The organism is Rhizobium sp. 007 (genome assembly GCF_015353075.1).
Lineage (GTDB): Bacteria > Pseudomonadota > Alphaproteobacteria > Rhizobiales > Rhizobiaceae > Rhizobium.
Window position 1 is genome coordinate 452,471 of record NZ_CP064187.1, and the last position, 18,998, is coordinate 471,468.

An 18,998-nucleotide genomic window follows, 5' to 3' on the forward strand; every position below is an offset into this window, starting at 1 on the left:
GAGTACGACAAACATGCAAACCGGCACGGTCGCTGCAAAAACCGCCCACCCATCGGCTCTTGCGGAATTCTGGTATTATTTCTCGCGAAACAAGGGCGCCGTCATCGGCCTCGCCGTTTTCATCTTCATTCTCGTCGTGGCGATATTTGCGCCGCTCGTTGCGCCGCATACGCCAAACGAGCAGAACCGGCAGATGCTTCTTCTTGCTCCGTTCTGGATGGAAGGCGGCAGCTCGTCCTTCCCGCTCGGGACGGACGCTGTCGGACGCGACATTCTCTCGCGCCTCATCTATGGCGCGCGCTTCTCGCTCTTCATCGGCGTTGTCGTCGTGACGATCTCGGTGATCGCTGGCGTTCTGATCGGCCTCGTGGCCGGCTATTTCCGCGGCCGCATCGATATCGCCATCATGCGCCTGATGGATATCATCCTCGCCTTCCCGTCGCTGCTTTTGGCTCTCGTGCTGGTTGCGGTCCTTGGCCCCGGCCTCGTCAATGCGATGATTGCGATCTCCATCGTCAACCAGCCGCATTTCGTGCGCCTGACGCGTGCCTCGGTCATGGCCGAGCGTGAGAAGGAGTATGTCATCGCCTCCCGCGTCGCCGGTGCCGGCACCTTGCGGCTGATGTTCAAGACCATCCTGCCGAACTGTCTCGGGCCGCTGATCGTCCAGGCGACGCTCGCCTTCTCGGCGGCGATCCTCGATGCTGCCGCCCTCGGCTTTCTTGGCATGGGGGCCCAGCCTCCGACACCCGAATGGGGCACGATGCTCGCCGAAGCGCGAGAATTCATCCAGCGCGCCTGGTGGGTCGTAACATTCCCGGGTCTTGCCATCCTCGTCACCGTTCTCGCCATAAACCTGATGGGCGACGGGTTGCGCGATGCGCTCGATCCCAAGCTGAAGAGGTCATGATGCCGCTTCTCGATATTCAGAATCTGACCGTCGAATTCCAGACGTCTTCCGGTCTCTTCCGCGCCGTCGACGGCGTATCGCTCAGCTGCGACAAGGGCGAGATCCTCTCGATCGTTGGTGAATCCGGCTCCGGCAAGTCCGTTGCGATGCTCGCCATGATGGGGCTTCTGCCCTGGACGGCGAAGATCACCGCTGACCGCATGACTTTCGACGGCAAGGAACTCATCGGCATTTCCGGCCGACAGCGCCGCAGGATCATCGGCAAGGACATGGCGATGATCTTCCAGGAGCCGATGTCGAGCCTGAACCCGTGCTTCACGGTCGGCTTCCAGCTTGGCGAGAGCCTGCGGGTGCACATGGGTCTGAACCGCAAGGAGCGCCGCGAGCGCTCGATCGAGCTCCTGAACCTTGTCGGCATCCCGGCGCCGGAAGATCGCCTGTCGAACTTCCCGCACCAGATGTCCGGCGGCATGAGCCAGCGCGTGATGATCGCCATGGCGCTCTCCTGCAATCCGAAGCTCTTGATCGCTGACGAGCCGACGACCGCGCTCGACGTGACGATCCAGGCGCAGATCCTCGATCTGCTCGTGCGCCTGCAGAAGGAGCAGGGCATGGCGCTGGTATTGATTACCCACGACATGGGCGTCGTCGCCGAAACTGCAGAGCGCGTGCAGGTCCAGTATGCCGGACAAAAGGTCGAGGAGCAGCCGGTCAAGGCACTCTTCCGCGACCCGCATCATCCCTATACCGCCGCATTGCTTTCTGCCCTGCCGGAGCGTGCCCAGGCCGGCCAGCATCTGCCGTCGATCGCCGGTGTCGTTCCCGGCCAGCATGACCGCCCGCGCGGCTGTCTCTTTGCGCCGCGCTGCGGCTATGCGACGATCGAATGCGATCGTGGCGTTGTCCGCCAGGGGCCGGAACTCGGCCTCGCGCTCTGCAACTATCCTTTGAAGGACGGCAAGCCGCTCGGTCATCCCGGCGTGATGCCGAAGCAATCTGCTGGAGACTTCGTATGACCGGCGCCGTTCTCGAGGGCAAGGATCTTGCCCGTTTCTACACTGTCAATCGCGGCATGTTCAAACCGGAGGCGACCGTCAAGGCGCTGAACGGCGTGAGCTTCAGTCTCTATTCCGGCAAGACGCTCGCCGTTGTCGGCGAATCCGGTTGCGGCAAGTCGACGCTCGCGCGCCTGGTCACCATGATCGAAGACCCGACGGCAGGCGAGGTGCTGATCGACGGCAAGCCTGCTCGCGTCGGCGACCGGAGTCTCCGCAGCCAGGTGCAGATCGTTTTCCAAAATCCTTACGGATCGCTCAATCCGCGCCAGAAGGTCGGTGCGATCCTGGAAGAGCCGCTGAAGATCAACACCGATCTCGATGCCGCCCGCCGCCGCCGCAAGGCAGAGGAAATGATGGCGCGCGTCGGGCTGCGGCCGGAGCATTACGATCGCTATCCGCACATGTTCTCCGGTGGCCAGCGCCAGCGTATCGCCATTGCCCGCGCGCTCATGCTGCGACCGAAGGTGCTGGTGCTCGACGAGCCGGTTTCGGCGCTCGACCTGTCGATCCAGGCGCAGGTGCTGAACCTGTTGATGGATCTGCAGAAGGAAATGGGGCTTGCCTATCTCTTCATCTCGCATGGTCTTTCGGTCGTTCGCCATATCGCCGACGATGTGATGGTCATGTATCTCGGCCGCCCGGTCGAGACGGGGCCGGCGGCCGAAGTCTTTGCGCACCCGCGTCATCCCTATACGGCGGCACTTCTGTCGGCGACGCCGATCGCCGATCCCGATCGCGCCAAGAGCCGCATCCGTCTGCACGGCGAGCTTCCCTCGCCGCTGAAGCCGCCGAGCGGCTGTCATTTCAACCCGCGTTGCTGGAAGGCGCAGGACTATTGCCGCCGGGTGGAGCCTGAACTAAGTGGAGAGGGCGAACAAAAATACGCCTGTCATTTTCCGCTCGACTGAACGGACGCAGGCGACGACGGAGGACCGAATGCCGAAGCGGACGAACAAGGTCCATGCAATCATCGTCATGGGCGTCAGCGGCTCCGGAAAATCCTCAATCGGCGAGAAACTGGCGGAGGCGCTGAGCCTTCGCTTCATTGAAGGCGACCAGCTTCATCCGGCATGCAATGTCGAGAAGATGTCGAAAGGCATTCCACTGACCGATGCGGACCGCATGCCCTGGCTCGACCTCATCGGTGAAGCCATGAAGGCGGCTCTTGCAAAAGACAATGGCGTCATAGTCTCCTGCTCGGCGCTGAAGCGCATCTATCGCGAGCGGCTGCGCGTCGCGGCCGGCGGCAATCTCTTCTTCGTCTATCTCGAAGGTTCCAAGGGGCTGCTGAGCGAGCGGATGGGGCATCGCTCGGGTCACTTCATGCCGACGTCCCTGCTTGAAAGTCAGCTCGAAACGTTGGAAGTGCCGACCGGCGAGCCAGGGGTCGTAACGGTGGATATCGACCACACGATCGAAGACATTGCCGAGGAAGCTCGAAAGAAGCTAGCGGTGCTCGGCGTTGCCTGACCACGATCTATTGACGGCCGCTTAGAGGCGGCCATCTTTGAGTGCTCAGAGAAATCCAGTGCCCGGAGGACTTGCCTTGAGCAGGGCTGAACTTTCAGCGATTTATCGCGATTACATCGCCTGCCTGAACGCGCGGGGCTGGCAGCGGCTGGGGCGCTTTGTCGGCGACGATGTGCGCCACAATGGCCGGCGGCTTGGCCTGGCAGGCTATCGGGCGATGCTGGAGCGGGATTTCGAGGAGATTCCCGACCTTCGTTTTGACGTCCAGTTGCTGACGTCCGATCCACCCCTTATTGCATGCCGGCTGGCTTTCGATTGCACGCCGGAGGGAACGTTCCTCGGCCTTCCAGTCAACGGAAAGAGAGTCTTTTTCACCGAAAACGTCTTCTATCGCTTCGATCGGGAAAAGATCGATGAGGTATGGTCGATCATCGACAAGGCGGCCATCGAAGCACAGCTCTGATGAAAGCCGCCACGTCTTGTCGTGCCGCTAGGGATTGAAGCGCTGCGGCGAATAGGCGGAAATATTGATGAACGGCGTCCCGCCGGTGATCAGTTCCGCCAGCACGCGGCCGGTCACCGGACCGAGCGTCAGGCCGTGGTGCGCATGCCCGAAGGCGAACCACAGGCCATTGTGCCGCGGCGCCTTGCCGATGATCGGCATCATGTCCGGCGTGCAGGGGCGCGCGCCCATCCACGGCTCGGGATCGAGCCTGCGTCCGAGCGGGAAGACGGTACGGGCGACTTTTTCTGCGCGGTCGAGCTGAACCGGTGTTTTCGGCGCGTCGAGTGCTGCGAATTCCGCACCGGTGGTCAGCCGGATGCCGCGGTTCATTGGCGCGAGGAAATAGCCGCGCTCGGCATCGAGCGTCCAGTTGTTGAGGACGGCATTGCCTTCCGCCGCATAGTGCATGTGGTAGCCGCGCTTGACGCCAAGCGGAAAGGAATAGCCGAGCCGCTTCGTCGCAACCGCAGCCCAAGGACCGAGCGCCATCACCGCGTCGTCTGCCTCGATCGAGCCTTCGGACGTCATGATTTTCCAGCCGGAACCCGACTGGCCGAGCGAAACGGCATCGCCGACAACAAAGCGGCCGCCAAGGCTTTCGAAATAGCTGCGGTAGGCGGCAGTCAGCGCTTGCGGATCAAGGACCGACCAGGGATCGCGCCAGCGGATGCCGCCGGCGAAGGTCTGCATGAGGCTCGGCTCCATGCGGGCAATGTCCGCGGAAGACAGCGTTTCGTAGCTGACGCCGAATTCATTCTGCCAGCTTTCGGCCTCAGCAAGCTCTTCGTCGCGCTTTACCTCGGTCCGAAAGATCTTCATCCAGCCATCCTTGCGGATCAGCTGTTCTGCATGCGACGCCTCGATCAGGTCCTTGTGCTCCAGGATCGAGTTCTCGATCAGCGGCGCATAGGCACGGGTGATCATCTCATGGCGCCGTGCATTGGAGTTCCACCAGTATCGGGCGAGGAAGGCGAGCTGGCTCGGGAGTGCCTTCAGGTGATAGTGCGCGTCGATGCGGTTGTTCAACGCGTAGCGCAGCAGCAGTCCGATCTGTTGGGGAAAGCCGTAAGGCACGACACCTTCACGCTGGATCAGTCCCGCATTGCCGTACGAGGTCTCGCTGCCGGGATCCTTGCGGTCGATCAGCGTCACCTGCCATCCGCGCCGTTGCAGATGAATTGCCGTCGAAACACCGACGATGCCGGCACCGAGCACGATTGCGTTCTTGGTCATTTTTCCTTGCAGTCCACTGAATTCCAAGGGTGGAAAATGCCCTTAGGATTGCAATGGCGCAATTGAAAAATCGCATTTTATTTCAAAATCATTGCCGTTTTGAGTGCGGCATTTTCGGCACGGATGCGGATGGCGAGCATGAGCGCATTCAGGATGGTGAAGGCGGCCGCGTAGAGCGGCATGCCGAAGGCAAGCGGCAGGACCGCGATTTCCCCCGCAACGACCGCATAATTCGGATGCCGGATGAAGCGATAGGGTCCGCTACGGACGAGCGGCGCCTCCGGCAGAACGATGATCCGCGTCGTCCACCGCTCCTTGAGGGTGGCGAGCACCCAGAGGCGGAGGATTTGCAGCAGCATGAAGATGCCGAACCAAACAAGGTTCACCGGCCTGTCCGAGGCGAGCAGCCACAACCCGCCGATCCAGGCGGCATGCAGGGCGACCATGTAGGGGTAATGTTCCGCCCCGGTCTCGCGTGCGCCTTTTGCAAGAAGCGCGGCCGTGTTGCGCCTGGAGAGAACAAGTTCGCCGAGCCGCTGGATCGTGACGAAGGTCAGAAGCGCGATGGACGCAAGCATCATGCCGTCCTCCGCAGCGTAACGCAGCTTGCGGAAAATCCCGGTCCCATGGCGATCATCGCAGCGCGCTCGGGCAGACCGGCGCGGATTGCGCGTTCCAGCACGAAGAGGATGGTTGGCGAGGACATGTTGCCATAGTCGGAAATCACCGCGCGCTCATGATCCAGCGAACCGGGCGCGAGCGAAAGCGCACTTTCCATTGCCGCCAGCACCTTGGTCCCGCCCGGGTGGCATATGAAACGGCCGATATCCTGACGCGACAGGCCATTGCGGGCAAGGATCGCGTCGACAGCGGGACCAAGCTTCGTCTCCGCGAAGGGTGGCAGCGACTGCGCAAGCACGATGCCGAAGCCTGCGTCGTCGATCTTCCAACCCATAATGTCGAGCGTGTCGGCAAACAGATGTTCGCCGCTCGATTCCACTTCGGCGATGCCGTACCCACCATTGCGAAGCACGCAAGCTGCAGCACCATCGCCGAAGAGTGCGGTTGCGATGATATTGGGCCGCGTCAGCTCGTCCAACCGGAAGGCAAGGGTGCAGAGTTCGATCGTCACGAAGAGCACGGTCTTGCCCGGTTTGCCCTTCGCCAGACGCGACGCGATGCCGAAGCCCGAGACGCCAGCAGCACAGCCAAGCCCGAATACGGGGACGCGCTCTATATCCGCCCGGAACCCCATCTTTCCGGCAAGCTGCGCATCGAGGCTCGGCGTCGTAAACCCGGTGGAGGAGACGGTGACGACGCAATCGATATCGCTTGCCTGCAGATCGGCCTGCCGCAGTGCCTTGGTCGCCGCTTCGATGAAGAGGCTGCTTGCGACCTCGGCATAAGCGTCCATCCGGTCCTGCCAGCCATGCGGCTCGTCGAACCATGAGAGCGGTCGCGCCGCATGTCGCTTGGTAATGCCCGCATTGTCGAAGACGCTCGCAAGATGCCGAAAGTCCTGGAAGCGGCCGGCAAAGAGGCGGGCCGACGCCTCGGCTGCTTCTGCCTGCGTGATGATGTGTTCGGGCACGGCAATGGCGAGGCTCAGAAATTTGACCGTATCGTTCACGGCATGCTCCTTTTGCCCCCCGGCGGTAAAGCGGAGAACACCTCTGACGGCGATTTATTCGTACCGGTTTCGTCACGAAAAGGTGATGAAAAAATGCCCTGCGCCGTCCGAATAAAATGCCGGGCAGGCGTGTTCTTTCGCGGCAACGTCATTTTCCCGGAGATATCCCATGACGACCACGATTGTCCGTATCGCTTCTCTCGTCCTCGGCGGCTGCATCGCCGCCTCCATGCTTTCCACTCCCGTCTTGGCAGTCGGCGGCGGTGGTGGCGGCGGCGCGAACACGCCCACCTGCAAAAAGGGTCAGATCTATGACAAGAGGTCGAAGCAATGCGTGAAGCAGCAGAGCGCCAATGTGACGGATGAGAACCGTACCGACTATGCCTATTCGCTGGCAAAGGACGGCCGCTACGAAGAAGCGCTGGCGATACTCGACACCGTCAAGGACCAGAACAATGCGGAAGTGCTGAATTATCGCGGCTACGCCACCCGTAAGCTCGGTCGCACGGACGAAGGCATCTCCTATTATCTTCAGTCGGTCAAGCTCGATCCCCAATATGCGAAGGTTCGTGAATATCTCGGCGAAGCCTACGTCGTCAAAGGCCGCATCGATCTCGCCAAGGAGCAGTTGAACATGATCAAGGCGATCTGCGGCACGGGTTGCGAGGAATACCAGGACCTCAACGCCGTAATCCTCGATCCATCGAAGATGTGAAAAGAGGCGGCGCGTGGCGGCAAGGAGGGATGATCGAATGCCGGTCGCGCGCGCCACATTTCCTGCCTATAGTCGCCTGGAAACGGGATTGCCGCTTCGGCTGGCGATCCCCGGAAGACGAACTGGGGCGGAGGCGGCCATCGCGAGCGAAGCGGACATCAGGAAAGGCCTGACAGAGAACCTTGCCAGGCTCTGGCGTTATGGTCTCGTGCTCTCGCGGCAGCGCGATGTGGCCGATGACCTCGTCCAGCAGACCTGTGTCCGGGCGCTGGAACGCGGCGGGCAATTCGAACAGGGGACGCGGCTCGATCGCTGGCTGTTTTCGATCCTGCATTCGATCTGGCTGAACGAGGTCCGTTCCCGCAAGGTCCGCCAGGGCAAGGGCTTGGCTGATCCGGAGGAAGCACTGGTCTTCGACGGAGCCCGCGACACCGAAACGCATGTCATGGCAAATCAGGTGCTGCTGCAGGTGGACGCGCTGCCGGAAGCACAGCGCAGTGCCGTCTTCCTCGCCTACGTGGAAGGGCTCTCCTATCGCGAGGTGGCGGATGTATTGGCCATACCGATCGGAACCGTGATGAGCCGGCTGGCGGCAGCACGCGCGACGCTTTGCGGAGCCATTTCGGACGAGGGACGGCAATGAGCAACGATATCAACATACCCTCTGACGAAGAACTGACGGCCTTCATCGACGGCGAACTGCCGTCGCAGGACGCTGCGCGCATCGAAGCGCTCGTCAATGCCGACGAACGCGTAGCCGCCAGGCTGGAATTCCTGTGCCACAGCAACCTGCCGTTCAAGGAGGCCTTCACCCCGCTTCTCGCCGCCGCGCCGCGGGCGAGCCTCGAATCGATGCTTGCCGCAATCCCCACACAGCGGGAAAATAGAGGCTCAAGCTTTGCGAGCCGCCGCGGCTTTCTCGGCGCGCTTGCCGCTTCGGTGGTCGTGGGTGTCATTGCAGACCGCGCCTATCTCGGCATCAGCCGCAGCCTTTCGAAGGACGAGGGCGCCGAATGGCGCGCTGTCGTCGCCGAATATATCTCGCTCTACACGTCGGACACGCTGGCAGGGCCCGTTCCGCCTGCCGATGTGCAGAGCGTTCAGCTTGCCCAGATCGACCGAAAACTCGGGCTTGCACTTTCCCCCAGGATGGTTGCGTTGCCGGGAGTAGACTTTAAGCGCGTGCTGCTCCTGGAATATGACGAAAGACCGCTTGCCCAGATCGCCTACCTTGATCCCGAGACCGGCCCGATGGCGCTCTGCATCATCCGCTCGGACAAGGGTGAAAAGGCGCCGGACATCGAAGGCCGCGAGGGCATGAACGTCATCTACTGGTCCAGCCGGAGCCATGCCTTCATGTTGATCGGCCATGCCCCGGCAGACCGGATGCAGGAAATCGTCGATAGCCTCAGGTCAAAATTGACGGCATGATTGCCGTCCCGCCATCATGATGACCAGATTGCATGGTGTTGCCGATCATCTCGATTAGACAGGGACCGGCATTTCAGCATGGATTGGATCAATCGTTATATCGACGACCCGCTGCTTTCCGGCGCGGCGCGTACGCTGCGGGTTTGGCATGTCTACACGGCCCAGCATCCGGAGCGTTTGGAGCCGGTGTGGAACCTGGCGGCGCTTTCGTTCCTGGCACTCACAAGCCGGTACAATCTCTCCGGACAGCCTCTTGTCCTCAGCCTTGCGGCATTGTTCATGCTGGCTCTGCCGTCCATCTGGAAGCTGGCTTCCTCCGCAAGAGTGGGAAGGGGCGGCTATGACGCCCGGCGTTACAAATCGCTCCGAGCCCGAGCGGTCAACAAGCGTGAGGCGGAGTGGTCTCTGCGGATGACCGTTCTCTTCGCCTCGGCCGGGCTGCCATTCGTGACGCGCATTGATGATCCCATCGGATCGGCGTTCATGGCTGGCGCATGCATCTGGTTCGTGCTGACTGCGCCCGTGAAGTTCTATCTCGAAGCAGCAGAGCCACCCGCCCCCGACGAAGGCGACCGCACGCAACAGGGCATCCTCCAGTTCGGCTGATGCCCTGAAATCAGGCGTTCTGGAACCAATTGCCAAGGGTAGCCGTTGATAGATCAGAATCGAAAGAGGAGTTCACCATGCTGTACTACGCTTTGGTATTTCTCGTCGTAGCCCTGATCGCCGGCGTCCTCGGATTTGGCGGCATCGCAGGCGCTTCGGCTTCCATAGCACAGGTTCTTTTCTTCATATTCCTGGTGCTGTTCGTCGTATCGCTCGTCATGCGCCTGATGCGCCGCGAATAGTGCGACGAAATGAGATGTTTGAAAAACCCGGCGTTGTGGCGCCGGGTTTTTTGCGTCGATAGGGCGATGTCATCCGGCATCAGCCGCGACCCGAAACAGATCTTAATGCGGAAAAACTTGCGACAGCCTCGCCGCCCCGTGGCATAAGGCCTCCGAAAACTTTTCTGGGTCCTTATCGCATATGATTCGTATCGAAAACATCAGCAAGCAGAACAGCCACCGCATCCTCTTCATCGAGGCGACCGCAGCGCTCAACAGAGGCGACAAGGTCGGCCTCGTCGGTCCGAACGGTGCCGGCAAGACGACCCTTTTCCGGATGATCACACAGGCGGAGCACCCCGACGAGGGGCAGGTATCGGTCGATAAGGGCATCACCATCGGCTATTTCAATCAGGATGTCGGCGAGATGGAGGGCCGCAGCGCCGTATCCGAGGTGATGGACGGCGCCGGCCCCGTGAGCATCGTTGCTGCCGAATTGCGGGAGCTCGAGGCTGCCATGTCGGACCCCGAACAGGCCGACGACATGGACAGGATCATCGATCGCTACGGCGAGGTCCAGGCGCGCTATGAGGAGCTCGACGGCTATGCCCTGGAAGGACGCGCGCGCGAAGTTCTGGCCGGTCTCAGCTTCAGCCAGGAAATGATGGACGGCGACGTGGGCGCACTGTCCGGCGGCTGGAAGATGCGTGTAGCCCTTGCCCGAATTCTCCTGATGCGTCCTGACGTTATGCTGCTTGATGAGCCGAGCAACCATCTGGATCTGGAAAGCCTTATCTGGCTGGAGGAGTTCCTGAAAGGTTATGACGGCGCGCTGCTGATGACCTCGCACGACCGCGAGTTCATGAATCGCATCGTCACCAAGATTATCGAGATCGATGGCGGCAACTTGAACAGCTACTCCGGCGACTATGCCTTTTACGAGCAGCAGCGGGCCCAGAACGAGAAGCAGCAGCAGGCCCAGTTCGACCGCCAGCAGGCGATGCTCGCCAAGGAAATCAAGTTTATCGAGCGCTTCAAGGCCCGCGCCTCGCATGCTTCGCAGGTACAGAGCCGCGTGAAGAAGCTGGAGAAGATCGACCGGGTGGAACCGCCCAAGCGCCGCCAGGTCGTCTCATTCGAGTTTCTGCCGGCACCGCGCTCGGGCGACGATGTCATCAGCCTGAAGAACGTGCACAAGAAATACGGCAGCCGAACCATCTACGAAGGGCTGGATTTCATGGTGCGGCGGCGCGAGCGCTGGTGCATCATGGGCATCAACGGCGCCGGAAAGTCTACGCTTCTGAAGCTTGTTGCGGGTTCGGCGGAGCCGGATGAAGGCAACGTCGCTCTCGGTGCCAGCGTGAAGATGGGATATTTCGCGCAGCACGCCATGGATCTCTTGAACGGCGACCGCACCGTACTCCAGTCACTGGAAGATAAGTTCCCGCAAGCGGGGCAGGGCTCATTGCGCGCGCTGGCGGGCTGCTTCGGATTTTCCGGCGACGACGTCGAGAAGAAATGCCGGGTGCTCTCGGGCGGCGAGAAGGCGCGGCTCGTCATGGCAATGATGCTCTTCGATCCGCCGAACCTTCTCGTGCTGGACGAGCCGACAAACCACCTGGATCTGGACACCAAGGAAATGCTCATCAAGGCGTTGTCCGAGTACGAAGGCACGATGCTGTTCGTTTCGCACGACCGGCACTTCCTGGGCGCTTTGTCCAATCGGGTGCTGGAACTCACCCCCGACGGCATTCACCAGTATAGCGGCGGCTACACGGAATATGTGGCGCGCACCGGTCATGAGGCGCCTGGCCTGCGCAGTTGAGTGGAGAGCAATAAGGGCGCGCTCTTAAGCGCGCTCTTCCCAGATTTTCGCCAGTTCGACGATTGTCTTGACCGCTTTCTCCATATCTTGTCGGCTGACCCATTCGAGCGGCGAGTGGAAGGCGTGGCCGCCTGCGAAGATATTGGGGCAGGGTAGGCTCATGAACGAAAGGCGCGAACCATCGGTCCCGCCCCGGATGCTGCCGCGCACCGGCTCCATTCCGGCGCGCCGGATTGCCTCGACGGCGTTCTCGATGATTTCCGGATGGCGGTCGAGGATGGCCTTCATGTTGCGGTATTGCGGCTTGACTTTGAAGCCGTAAGAGGAGCCGGGATAGTCCACCATGACCTCCTTTATGATCCTCTCCAGCATGGCTTCCTTGGCTGCGAGGCCACCGTCATTGAAGTCACGAACGATAAGGTTGAGGGCTGCTTTTTCCATCGAGCCTGTGACGCCCGTTGGGTGAACAAATCCCTCTCTGCCTTCGGTCGTCTCCGGTGCCACGTTCTTCGGCAGCCGGCTGATGATCGCGCCGGCGATCTTAATGGCGTTTTCCATCTTTCCCTTGGCGAAGCCGGGATGGATGGCCACACCTTGAATAGTGATCTCGACGCCATCGGCGGAGAAGGTCTCGTCTTCGATATGCCCTGCCGTCTCGCCATCCATGGTGTATGCGAACCGGGCGCCAAGCTTTTCAAGGTCGACCTTGTCGACGCCACGGCCGATCTCCTCGTCCGGCGTGAAGAGGATCTTGATCGTCCCGTGCTTGATATCCGGATTGTCGACCAGGATTTGCGCTGCCGTCATGATCTCGGCAATGCCGGCCTTGTCGTCGGCCCCGAGCAGCGTCGTACCGTCGGTGGTGATGATGTCGTTGCCGATCTGGTCGTTGAGCGCCGGATTGTCGCCAACGCGAATGATCTGCTGCGGATCGCCTGAAAGCCTAATGTCGCCGCCGCTGTAGTTCGGCACGATTTGCGGCTTGACATTCGTTCCGGTGAAGTCCGGTGCCGTATCCATATGCGAACAGAAGCAGATGACCGGCACTGGCTTGTCCACATTGGACGGAATGGTCGCATAGACATAGCCGTGTTCGTCGAGATGCGCATCCGAAAGACCGATTGCCAGCAGTTCCTCGACCAGCATACGGCCGAGATTCTTCTGCTTATCGGTGGAAGGCTGCGTCGACGACGTAGGATCCGATTGCGTATCAATAACGACATATCGAAGGAAGCGATCGGTAACAGTATCGGTCATAGGCTCAAGTCCAGTGCATGATCGTCAGCGATGGACTGCTGTAACCTTCATCCGCGTTGCGGTGAAGGCCTTTTTTGCCTCGCGCCCGTGTCAGCGGCGCAGGCAGGCTTCGTATGGCGAGTATTGACGATCAGTCGGAACTTCAGAAGGCAACGGAGGACAGGGGCTATTACGGCTACCGCTTTAAGATACTCAAGCGGCAGGGTGCCAACATCGCCGGCGGCGCCTATGACTATACCATCAACGGAAACCTGATCGCCGGTTTCGGCCTCGTCGCCTGGCCGGTGACATACGGCGAAACCGGCATCCACATCTTCGTGGTCAACCGCAACGGCATCGTCTATCAGGCGGATCTCGGAGAAGGCACGGATAAGCTGGCGCCTGGCATCGAGCGGTTCAAATCCGAACGACAATTGGGCCGTGACCGAGGATTGAGCGGGTTTCACCGCTGTTCTTGGAAAGGGAATTGCGAGGAGAAATGGCTTGTTGGGGGAATCTCTTGACCTCAATCAGGACCTTCATTGGCCGACACCACCACTGGTAAGTGGAGGTTGAGCGGAGCCCGAGTCGCAGCTGAGCGCAGCCTCTGGAAATGACCGGCGCAGGTGGCGTATGCCGGCCGCTGCCAAAGTCGATTGACTGCAGACGTATCGACCTCTCATGTATTGTCGCGTACCCAATGTCCTTTACTAGGCCCGGACAGCAGAGCTTAATCCTCCGGCAGGGTGAAGACCGCGCAGGGATCGGCGATGCCGCGCAATGCGTGTTCGCCCAAGGGGATCAAGGCCGTTGCCGTCTCCTTGGCGACAGCGCCCGAGATGAGCACGTTGTGACCAAGGGGCTTGCAGAGCCCTTCGAGCCGGCTGACCAGGTTGACCGCGGGGCCGATGGCGGTAAAGTCCAGCCGGTCGGCCGCGCCGATATTGCCCCATAACATCTCTCCGAAATGCAGTGCCATGCCGAAGGGCAGCGATGGCAGGCCCTGCGCCTGCCGCGTCGCATCGAGATGAGCCATGCCGGCGCGGGCAGCGGCGACCGCGCGCAGCGCCGCGTCGCATGCCTCGCCCGGCGCGCCGGCGGCCGGGAAGATGGCCAGCACGCCGTCGCCGATGAACTTCAGCACTTCGCCCCCGAAAGCATGTACCGCCCCCGTGACGCGGTCGAACCAGGCGTCGAGGGCGGCGATCATGACGGTGGGCTCTGTCGCTTCGGACAGCGCTGTGAAATCGCGCAGATCGGCGCAGAGCAATGCGGCGCGGATGGTCTCGCCGGCACCCCGGCAGAGCGCGCCGGCCTGCACCTGCGCGGCGCTGCGCCGGCCGAGATAGGCCTCGAGCAGCGTTGCCAGCGCCGCCCGTGCGGCCAGCGCGGCCAAGGGAGCGGCGGCAAAGCGCGCGGCCTGTCGCAGCCGGTAGGCCTCGGCGGGATCGAATGGTCGGCACCCAGCCCAACCCAGCACCGGGCTGTCCGGAGCCGGGCCGACTGTCTCCTCCAGCACGGGGCCAAGTCCGGCAAGCCAGCCGTGTCCGGCCTGACCGGGCGGCCCCCCGGCAAAGCCGAGCGCCTCGATCACTACTCCGGTTTCGGCCCGCCATAACCAGGTGCGGCGGGCGATGATCGGATGCGGCACGGCAAGCGTCAGGGCTGCGCCGGCCAGCGGCAGGCCGTCGGCGAGCAACCGGCCGCCGAGCTCGGCCAGGAACAATTCGGGGTCGGATGAGGCGCCAGCCTCGTCGACCAGCCAGGCGAGGGGGGCGGGCAGATCCATGCCGCGATCATGCCACGGGGGCCGGAGGCTGTCATCCACGCCGTGGCGAGGGCATGTCCGCCTGCCTTATGTCGGAGGACATCCCGGCTGACCGTTGCCTGGCGATCGCCTCAAGGCGGGCGTTTAGGGAGCGGAGTTCAGTCATATCTGCCATGCATCGGATCCGGGCCCGGGTCACGTCCGGCTGCTACCTCGACCAGCCGGCCGAGGTAGTGAGCCCAGCCTTCCGCATGGCCGGCGCATTGTTCGGCATTGGGCAGGCCAGTGTGGGTCAGCCGCAGCAGCGTCCCGTCCGGCTGCTCGATCAGGTCGATCTCGACCAGGCTCGACCCCGGCGGCACGATTTCGCTGCCGTCCCAGCCGAAACTGTAGGCCAGACGGTGCACCGGCACCACCTCGCGAAAGGAACCGCGGGCGAAGCGAGCGCCGGTGACGTTGACCAGATAGATCCCCCCAGGCTGCGGCTCGATCTCCGCCTCAGTACCCATCCAGCGCAGGATTTTCTCTGGATCTGTCAACAGGGCAAACACCGCCGAGGGCGGCGCCGGGATATGCGTCTCGCGACGAACGACAAGGGCCTCTTGCATTGGTCTCTCCTGTGGTTGCTATTGCCTGCCCCGTTTGAGGCGCAGAATGGACGGGGGATCTCCGGTTGGCGTGAGACAGCATGTAGGCAAACGCTCACCCGCAACAAGGGCACCGGCCACCGCTTGCGATCGCACTGCCAAATGATTGCTGGTTATGCCACCGGGCGCCGCATCTTTTGCGTCGGATCAATACTGATCGTGCCGGCGTAGCCACTCCATCGGGTAGTTTAAACCGTCCTCATCACGGCCTTTCGGCACGAGGTCGAGGTACCGGTAGGCGCCATTGACCATGTCGATGCCCCGCTCATAGCAGGAATAGGTGTGGAACACCTGGCCTCGCTCGTCCTTGTAGAAGACGCTGATCCCTTCCTCTTCTGAGCCAGCAATCGCGCGGCCCGGTTGGTAGTTGTAGTACGCCTCGCCCTTGGCGATCTCTTCCGGGGTGAACGAAACATGATAGTCGAAATTGAAATCGCTGCCGTGGGACGACACCCATGGGAAACTCCAGCCCATGCGCTTCTTGTAGGCTTCAATCTTGGCCAGTGGAGCACGCGAGACCGACGTGAATGTCACGTCGCGATGGTTCCTGTTCGTTGGTGCTTTGCGGGGCGAAAGCCGGATCGGGACGACAGGTTCCGCTTCGCAGGCTGGAGATCAGCTTCAGCCAGGGCGCCAAATGGAAGGCGCTCATCAGCAAGTACATCGGGACCATTCCGGTCAGCGGCGACGTATGAGACGCGGCAGAGCAGATCATCTCCGTACCGCCAAAGACGTTAGTCAACAGCGCCATGACCGCGAAGGTCGGGGCCGCCGCAAGGGATAGCCAATCGGCGGCACCGAGGGCTGCCAGGTTGCCGCTTTCGCCGGAGGAGCCCAAAGTTTCACGCCGAGCAGCAATCATCGTTGTGACCCCCCCGGCGAAATTGCTTGTCGTACTTGTCGTGGTGGCGCCACCAGACGCCGTGCTCGTTGCGCCCCATAGGAACACGGTCGAGCCATTGGTACATACCCCACAGGCCGTCCAGACCGCGCGCATAGCTGGAATAGGTATGGTAGACGATGCCATCGTCGAGCACGAAGGCACTGAGGCCCGGCCTGTCGCGCGTATATGTGGCAACGTCGGTTCCGGTCATGGCTGCGATCTGCGCGACCGGCCCCTCGCTGCCACGCACCTGCCATTCCTGAACGGTTTTTCCTGCGAGCGGCTCAGGTGCCGGCGGCTCGCGGTGGAAATTGTATTCTATGCTGCCCTCGCGCTGCTGCTCTTCAGTGAACCAGACGCCGAAGTCACGGTTGAAGTCGCCGCCGTTCGACGACGCCCAGGGAAAAGTCCAGCCCATCCGCCGCTTGAACCCCTGCAGCTTTGCGAGCGGTGCGCGCGAGACCGCCGAGAAGGCGACATCGTGGTTCTCGAGATGGACGACGATGCCGTTGAATCCGTCGGCGATCGAAGAGCAGGACGGGCAGCCGGCCGTATAGTCGGGACCGAACATGAAGTGATAGACGAGAAGCTGCGAGCGGCCCCTGAAAAGATCCGCCAGCTTGGCGCTCCCTTCTTCGGTCTCGAACCGGTATTCCTTGTCAATCCGAACCCAGGGCAATTCCTGACGCCGCAACGCCAATGCGTCGCTGCGCCGTGTCAGCTCCTTTTCATCCTTGAGCAGGTCGAGCCGTGCCGACAACCACTCTTTGCGTGTTCCGGTTACGTGTGCCGTCATCGTTCTTCTCCAATGGCTGTGTCGCTGTCTCAATTTCGGTGCGGCGTGTTGCTTGCTGGTCGTGAATAGACTAGGGCCGGATATCGAATGGTGGGAGTTACAAGTGTGACGGGATTCCGATGGACTCGCTGATCACTGCCGCGGCACGCGCCCTCGCCGCAGGCGATCCCCTCGGCGCATTGAAGCGGGTCGCCCTGCGCGACGACGCGCCAGCACTTGCGCTCAGGGGTATTGCGATGGCGCAGCTCGGCGATCTCGTCCGGGCCACGGCTCTCCTCAAGAGTGCGGCGCGTGCGTTCGGCCGCAAGGAGGAGGTGGCGCGCGCAAGGTGTGTCGTCGCCGAGGCCGAGATCGCACTCGTCTCGCGCGATCTCACCTGGCCCGCGAAGGCGCTCGACGCAGCGCGGGCGACCCTCGAAGCCCACGGCGACCGCATCAATGCCGCGCATGCACGAAATGTGGAGGTCCGGCGCCTGCTCCTGATCGGCCGCCTTGACGAGGCCGAGCGTATGCTGGCTACGCTCGACCAAGCACCGCTTCCGCCCGCGTCCAGGGCCGCCCATGAGTTGGTTGTTGCGGGGATCGCCATTCGGCGTCTCCAGACGAAAGCGGCGCGGGAGGCTCTCACGCGGGCCAGACACGCTGCGAGCGAGGCAGACATCCCTGCGCTCACGGCGGAGGTAGAACGAGCATCCCTCCTCCTGATAACGCCCGCAGCGCGCCTGATTGCGCGTGGTGAGGAACGCCCGCTCCTGCTCGAGGAGATCGAAGCGCTCCCGGCGTCCGGTGCGCTTGTTGTGGACGCGTGCCGGAATATCGTGCGGGACGAGCGGCTGGCCGTCCCGCTCGCGACGCGGCCGGTATTGTTCGCGCTTGCCCGTGCGCTGGGCGAAGCCTGGCCTGGAGACGTTCCGAGGGGCACGCTCATCGCACGCGCATTCCGGGGAAAACATGCCGATGAATCCCATCGCGCGCGGCTTCGGGTCGAGATCGGGCGGCTGCGCGCGGAAATCCGGACGCTTGCAGATGTGAAGGCGACGAAGCGAGGCTTTGCGTTGGCGCCGCGCCGGGCTTGCGAGATCGCTGTGCTGGTGCCGCCCGTCGAAGAGCAGCATCCGGCAGTGCTCGCCTTTCTCGCCGACGGCGAGTCATGGTCGAGCTCAGCACTTGCGATTGCGCTCGGAGCCAGCCCGCGCACGGTACAGCGGGCGCTCGAGCAGCTTGCCGCAGCAGGCAAGGTGCAGTCTTATGGTCGCGGGCGGGCGCGTCGCTGGATGACCCCGCCCGTGCCGGGATTCCCGACAATCTTGTTACTCCCCGGACCGTTGCCGGGTGATTAAGGTCGGTGCCTGAGCTGAGTTGAAAACCTGAAACGACAGGGTGGAATCATGAAAAGATCCGCAGCCGAAATTCTCCGTGAATATGGACCTTTTCCGGGTGCCGAGCAGGTGCACGGCGTCACCTTCGACGGCCGGCACGTCTGGTTTGCGTCCGGAGACAAACTGAACGCCCTCGACCCCGCGAGCGGAGAGACAGTGCGCTCCATTGATGTTGCCGCGCACGCAGGGACCGCCTTCGACGGCGAGCACCTGTTTCAGATTGCCGAGGACCGCATCCAGAAGATCGACCCGAAGACCGGCCGTGTGCTCGCCACGATCCCGGCGCCCGGCGGCGGCGACTCTGGTCTTGCCTGGGCCGAGGGCACGCTCTGGGTGGGGCAATACCGGGACCGCAAGATCCATCAGATTGATCCCGAGACAGGAGCGATTCTCCGCACCATCGAGTCCAGCCGCTTCGTCACGGGGGTCACCTGGGTCGACGGCGAACTCTGGCACGCCACCTGGGAAAGTGACGAGAGCGAGGTCAGGCAAATCGACCCTGAAACGGGAGAGGTCCTGGAAGTGCTCGCTATGCCGGCCGGTGTGGGCGTCTCCGGGCTCGAATCCGATGGCGGCGATCAGCTCTTCTGCGGCGGCGGAAGCAGCGGTAAAGTGCGGGCCATCCGCCGGCCGAGGTGAGACGCGCCGCGGTGCCGGGGACATATGCTGACTAACCCGACGAGTG

The 18,998-nt window shown here is 62.2% G+C and carries 22 protein-coding genes and 1 pseudogene; 14 read left to right on the forward strand and 9 right to left on the reverse strand.

The genetic code is table 11. From position 1 onward, the window contains the following. Positions 1-13: 13 nt before the first annotated feature. The 5 genes from ISN39_RS02140 (at position 14) to ISN39_RS02160 (ending at position 3,901) form a co-directional block, all read left to right on the forward strand. Entirely contained in the window at positions 14-910 is an 897-nt protein-coding gene (locus ISN39_RS02140; protein WP_074066734.1) for an ABC transporter permease subunit, read from the forward strand. Continuing rightward, positions 910-1,926: an ABC transporter ATP-binding protein gene (locus tag ISN39_RS02145; protein WP_194730080.1), complete on the forward strand. Its 1,017-nt coding sequence runs from the start codon at positions 910-912 to the stop codon at positions 1,924-1,926. The genes ISN39_RS02140 and ISN39_RS02145 overlap by 1 nt, the downstream gene beginning before the upstream one ends. Further along, positions 1,923-2,876, forward strand: coding sequence for a peptide ABC transporter ATP-binding protein (locus ISN39_RS02150; RefSeq protein WP_194729018.1), 954 nt, complete (start codon positions 1,923-1,925; stop codon positions 2,874-2,876). The genes ISN39_RS02145 and ISN39_RS02150 overlap by 4 nt, the downstream gene beginning before the upstream one ends. Positions 2,877-2,904: 28 nt before the next feature. Beyond that, positions 2,905-3,438, forward strand: a complete 534-nt coding sequence (locus ISN39_RS02155; protein ID WP_194729019.1) for a gluconokinase — start codon at positions 2,905-2,907, stop codon at positions 3,436-3,438. Between the two features lie 76 nt (positions 3,439-3,514). After that, a complete protein-coding gene (locus ISN39_RS02160) occupies positions 3,515-3,901 on the forward strand; it encodes an ester cyclase (RefSeq protein ID WP_194729020.1) in 387 nt (128 codons plus the stop codon). 27 nt (positions 3,902-3,928) lie between these two features. Here ISN39_RS02160 and ISN39_RS02165 read toward each other — a convergent pair whose 3' ends face one another. The 3 genes from ISN39_RS02165 to ISN39_RS02175 all read right to left on the reverse strand — a co-directional run bounded on the left by ISN39_RS02165 (position 3,929) and on the right by ISN39_RS02175 (position 6,806). After that, the gene (locus ISN39_RS02165) at positions 3,929-5,176 is read right to left on the reverse strand and encodes an FAD-binding oxidoreductase (protein WP_194729021.1); all 1,248 of its coding nucleotides are present in this window, start codon (positions 5,174-5,176) and stop codon (positions 3,929-3,931) included. Positions 5,177-5,253: 77 nt separating this feature from the next. Continuing rightward, positions 5,254-5,757 carry an isoprenylcysteine carboxylmethyltransferase family protein gene (locus tag ISN39_RS02170; RefSeq protein ID WP_194729022.1) on the reverse strand — a complete coding sequence of 168 codons (504 nt, stop codon included), beginning with the start codon at positions 5,755-5,757 and terminating at the stop codon, positions 5,254-5,256. After that, complete coding sequence (locus ISN39_RS02175) at positions 5,754-6,806, reverse strand: type III polyketide synthase (RefSeq protein WP_194729023.1); 1,053 nt, start codon at positions 6,804-6,806, stop codon at positions 5,754-5,756. Before ISN39_RS02175 ends, ISN39_RS02170 begins: the two co-directional genes overlap by 4 nt. A 169-nt stretch (positions 6,807-6,975) precedes the next feature. On the opposite strand from ISN39_RS02175, the gene ISN39_RS02180 reads away from it, so the two are divergent. From ISN39_RS02180 to ISN39_RS02205, 6 genes are all read left to right on the forward strand, one after another. After that, on the forward strand, positions 6,976-7,521 hold the full coding sequence (locus tag ISN39_RS02180) for a tetratricopeptide repeat protein (protein ID WP_194729024.1): 546 nt from the start codon (positions 6,976-6,978) through the stop codon (positions 7,519-7,521). A gap of 37 nt (positions 7,522-7,558) precedes the next feature. Continuing rightward, positions 7,559-8,164: a sigma-70 family RNA polymerase sigma factor gene (locus ISN39_RS02185; protein ID WP_194729025.1), complete on the forward strand. Its 606-nt coding sequence runs from the start codon at positions 7,559-7,561 to the stop codon at positions 8,162-8,164. Then, positions 8,161-8,952, forward strand: a complete 792-nt coding sequence (locus ISN39_RS02190) for an anti-sigma factor (protein ID WP_194729026.1) — start codon at positions 8,161-8,163, stop codon at positions 8,950-8,952. Before ISN39_RS02185 ends, ISN39_RS02190 begins: the two co-directional genes overlap by 4 nt. A 78-nt stretch (positions 8,953-9,030) precedes the next feature. Further along, a complete protein-coding gene (locus ISN39_RS02195; RefSeq protein WP_194729027.1) occupies positions 9,031-9,558 on the forward strand; it encodes a hypothetical protein in 528 nt (175 codons plus the stop codon). Positions 9,559-9,635: 77 nt separating this feature from the next. Beyond that, positions 9,636-9,800: a DUF1328 domain-containing protein gene (locus ISN39_RS02200; RefSeq protein ID WP_022717247.1), complete on the forward strand. Its 165-nt coding sequence runs from the start codon at positions 9,636-9,638 to the stop codon at positions 9,798-9,800. A gap of 181 nt (positions 9,801-9,981) precedes the next feature. Next, positions 9,982-11,604 (forward strand): ABC-F family ATP-binding cassette domain-containing protein, encoded by a 1,623-nt coding sequence (locus tag ISN39_RS02205; RefSeq protein WP_194729028.1) that lies wholly within the window; start codon positions 9,982-9,984, stop codon positions 11,602-11,604. A 24-nt stretch (positions 11,605-11,628) separates the two neighbouring features. On the opposite strand, the gene pepT is transcribed toward ISN39_RS02205, so the two are convergent. Further along, positions 11,629-12,861: a peptidase T gene (pepT, locus tag ISN39_RS02210; protein ID WP_194729029.1), complete on the reverse strand. Its 1,233-nt coding sequence runs from the start codon at positions 12,859-12,861 to the stop codon at positions 11,629-11,631. 113 nt (positions 12,862-12,974) lie between these two features. On the opposite strand from pepT, the gene ISN39_RS02215 reads away from it, so the two are divergent. Next, positions 12,975-13,364 (forward strand): DUF2950 family protein, encoded by a 390-nt coding sequence (locus tag ISN39_RS02215; protein ID WP_246763264.1) that lies wholly within the window; start codon positions 12,975-12,977, stop codon positions 13,362-13,364. 206 nt (positions 13,365-13,570) lie between these two features. On the opposite strand, the gene ISN39_RS02220 is transcribed toward ISN39_RS02215, so the two are convergent. The 5 genes and pseudogenes from ISN39_RS02220 to ISN39_RS02240 all read right to left on the reverse strand — a co-directional run bounded on the left by ISN39_RS02220 (position 13,571) and on the right by ISN39_RS02240 (position 16,934). After that, positions 13,571-14,629, reverse strand: coding sequence for an adenylate/guanylate cyclase domain-containing protein (locus ISN39_RS02220; RefSeq protein WP_194729030.1), 1,059 nt, complete (start codon positions 14,627-14,629; stop codon positions 13,571-13,573). A 137-nt stretch (positions 14,630-14,766) separates the two neighbouring features. Further along, positions 14,767-15,216 carry an SRPBCC family protein gene (locus ISN39_RS02225; protein ID WP_022717253.1) on the reverse strand — a complete coding sequence of 150 codons (450 nt, stop codon included), beginning with the start codon at positions 15,214-15,216 and terminating at the stop codon, positions 14,767-14,769. A gap of 186 nt (positions 15,217-15,402) precedes the next feature. Continuing rightward, a complete protein-coding gene (locus tag ISN39_RS02230) occupies positions 15,403-15,789 on the reverse strand; it encodes a DUF899 family protein (RefSeq protein ID WP_246763265.1) in 387 nt (128 codons plus the stop codon). 64 nt (positions 15,790-15,853) lie between these two features. Continuing rightward, positions 15,854-16,117: pseudogene (locus tag ISN39_RS02235) on the reverse strand (hypothetical protein); the annotation flags it as partial. Continuing rightward, entirely contained in the window at positions 16,098-16,934 is an 837-nt protein-coding gene (locus ISN39_RS02240; protein ID WP_194729031.1) for a thioredoxin family protein, read from the reverse strand. The pseudogene ISN39_RS02235 and the gene ISN39_RS02240, both read right to left, overlap by 20 nt. A 119-nt stretch (positions 16,935-17,053) precedes the next feature. Here ISN39_RS02240 and ISN39_RS02245 point away from each other — a divergent pair, with 119 nt between their 5' ends. Both ISN39_RS02245 and ISN39_RS02250 read left to right on the forward strand, forming a co-directional pair. Next, the gene (locus ISN39_RS02245; protein ID WP_194729032.1) at positions 17,054-18,274 is read left to right on the forward strand and encodes a helix-turn-helix domain-containing protein; all 1,221 of its coding nucleotides are present in this window, start codon (positions 17,054-17,056) and stop codon (positions 18,272-18,274) included. A 48-nt stretch (positions 18,275-18,322) separates the two neighbouring features. Beyond that, on the forward strand, positions 18,323-18,952 hold the full coding sequence (locus ISN39_RS02250; protein WP_194729033.1) for a PQQ-binding-like beta-propeller repeat protein: 630 nt from the start codon (positions 18,323-18,325) through the stop codon (positions 18,950-18,952). The last annotated feature ends 46 nt before the right edge of the window (positions 18,953-18,998 follow it).

Coding starts and splice junctions, on each gene's coding strand:
- ISN39_RS02225 (WP_022717253.1), bottom strand. CDS start 15,216: ATGCAAGAGGCCCTTGTCGTTCGTCGCGAGACGCATATCCCGGCGCCG.
- ISN39_RS02195 (WP_194729027.1), top strand. CDS start 9,031: ATGGATTGGATCAATCGTTATATCGACGACCCGCTGCTTTCCGGCGCG.
- ISN39_RS02180 (WP_194729024.1), top strand. CDS start 6,976: ATGACGACCACGATTGTCCGTATCGCTTCTCTCGTCCTCGGCGGCTGC.
- ISN39_RS02240 (WP_194729031.1), bottom strand. CDS start 16,934: ATGACGGCACACGTAACCGGAACACGCAAAGAGTGGTTGTCGGCACGG.
- ISN39_RS02220 (WP_194729030.1), bottom strand. CDS start 14,629: ATGGATCTGCCCGCCCCCCTCGCCTGGCTGGTCGACGAGGCTGGCGCC.
- ISN39_RS02215 (WP_246763264.1), top strand. CDS start 12,975: ATGGCGAGTATTGACGATCAGTCGGAACTTCAGAAGGCAACGGAGGAC.
- ISN39_RS02200 (WP_022717247.1), top strand. CDS start 9,636: ATGCTGTACTACGCTTTGGTATTTCTCGTCGTAGCCCTGATCGCCGGC.
- ISN39_RS02165 (WP_194729021.1), bottom strand. CDS start 5,176: ATGACCAAGAACGCAATCGTGCTCGGTGCCGGCATCGTCGGTGTTTCG.
- pepT (WP_194729029.1), bottom strand. CDS start 12,861: ATGACCGATACTGTTACCGATCGCTTCCTTCGATATGTCGTTATTGAT.
- ISN39_RS02140 (WP_074066734.1), top strand. CDS start 14: ATGCAAACCGGCACGGTCGCTGCAAAAACCGCCCACCCATCGGCTCTT.
- ISN39_RS02150 (WP_194729018.1), top strand. CDS start 1,923: ATGACCGGCGCCGTTCTCGAGGGCAAGGATCTTGCCCGTTTCTACACT.
- ISN39_RS02170 (WP_194729022.1), bottom strand. CDS start 5,757: ATGATGCTTGCGTCCATCGCGCTTCTGACCTTCGTCACGATCCAGCGG.
- ISN39_RS02190 (WP_194729026.1), top strand. CDS start 8,161: ATGAGCAACGATATCAACATACCCTCTGACGAAGAACTGACGGCCTTC.
- ISN39_RS02205 (WP_194729028.1), top strand. CDS start 9,982: ATGATTCGTATCGAAAACATCAGCAAGCAGAACAGCCACCGCATCCTC.
- ISN39_RS02185 (WP_194729025.1), top strand. CDS start 7,559: ATGCCGGTCGCGCGCGCCACATTTCCTGCCTATAGTCGCCTGGAAACG.
- ISN39_RS02245 (WP_194729032.1), top strand. CDS start 17,054: ATGGACTCGCTGATCACTGCCGCGGCACGCGCCCTCGCCGCAGGCGAT.
- ISN39_RS02250 (WP_194729033.1), top strand. CDS start 18,323: ATGAAAAGATCCGCAGCCGAAATTCTCCGTGAATATGGACCTTTTCCG.
- ISN39_RS02155 (WP_194729019.1), top strand. CDS start 2,905: ATGCCGAAGCGGACGAACAAGGTCCATGCAATCATCGTCATGGGCGTC.
- ISN39_RS02145 (WP_194730080.1), top strand. CDS start 910: ATGCCGCTTCTCGATATTCAGAATCTGACCGTCGAATTCCAGACGTCT.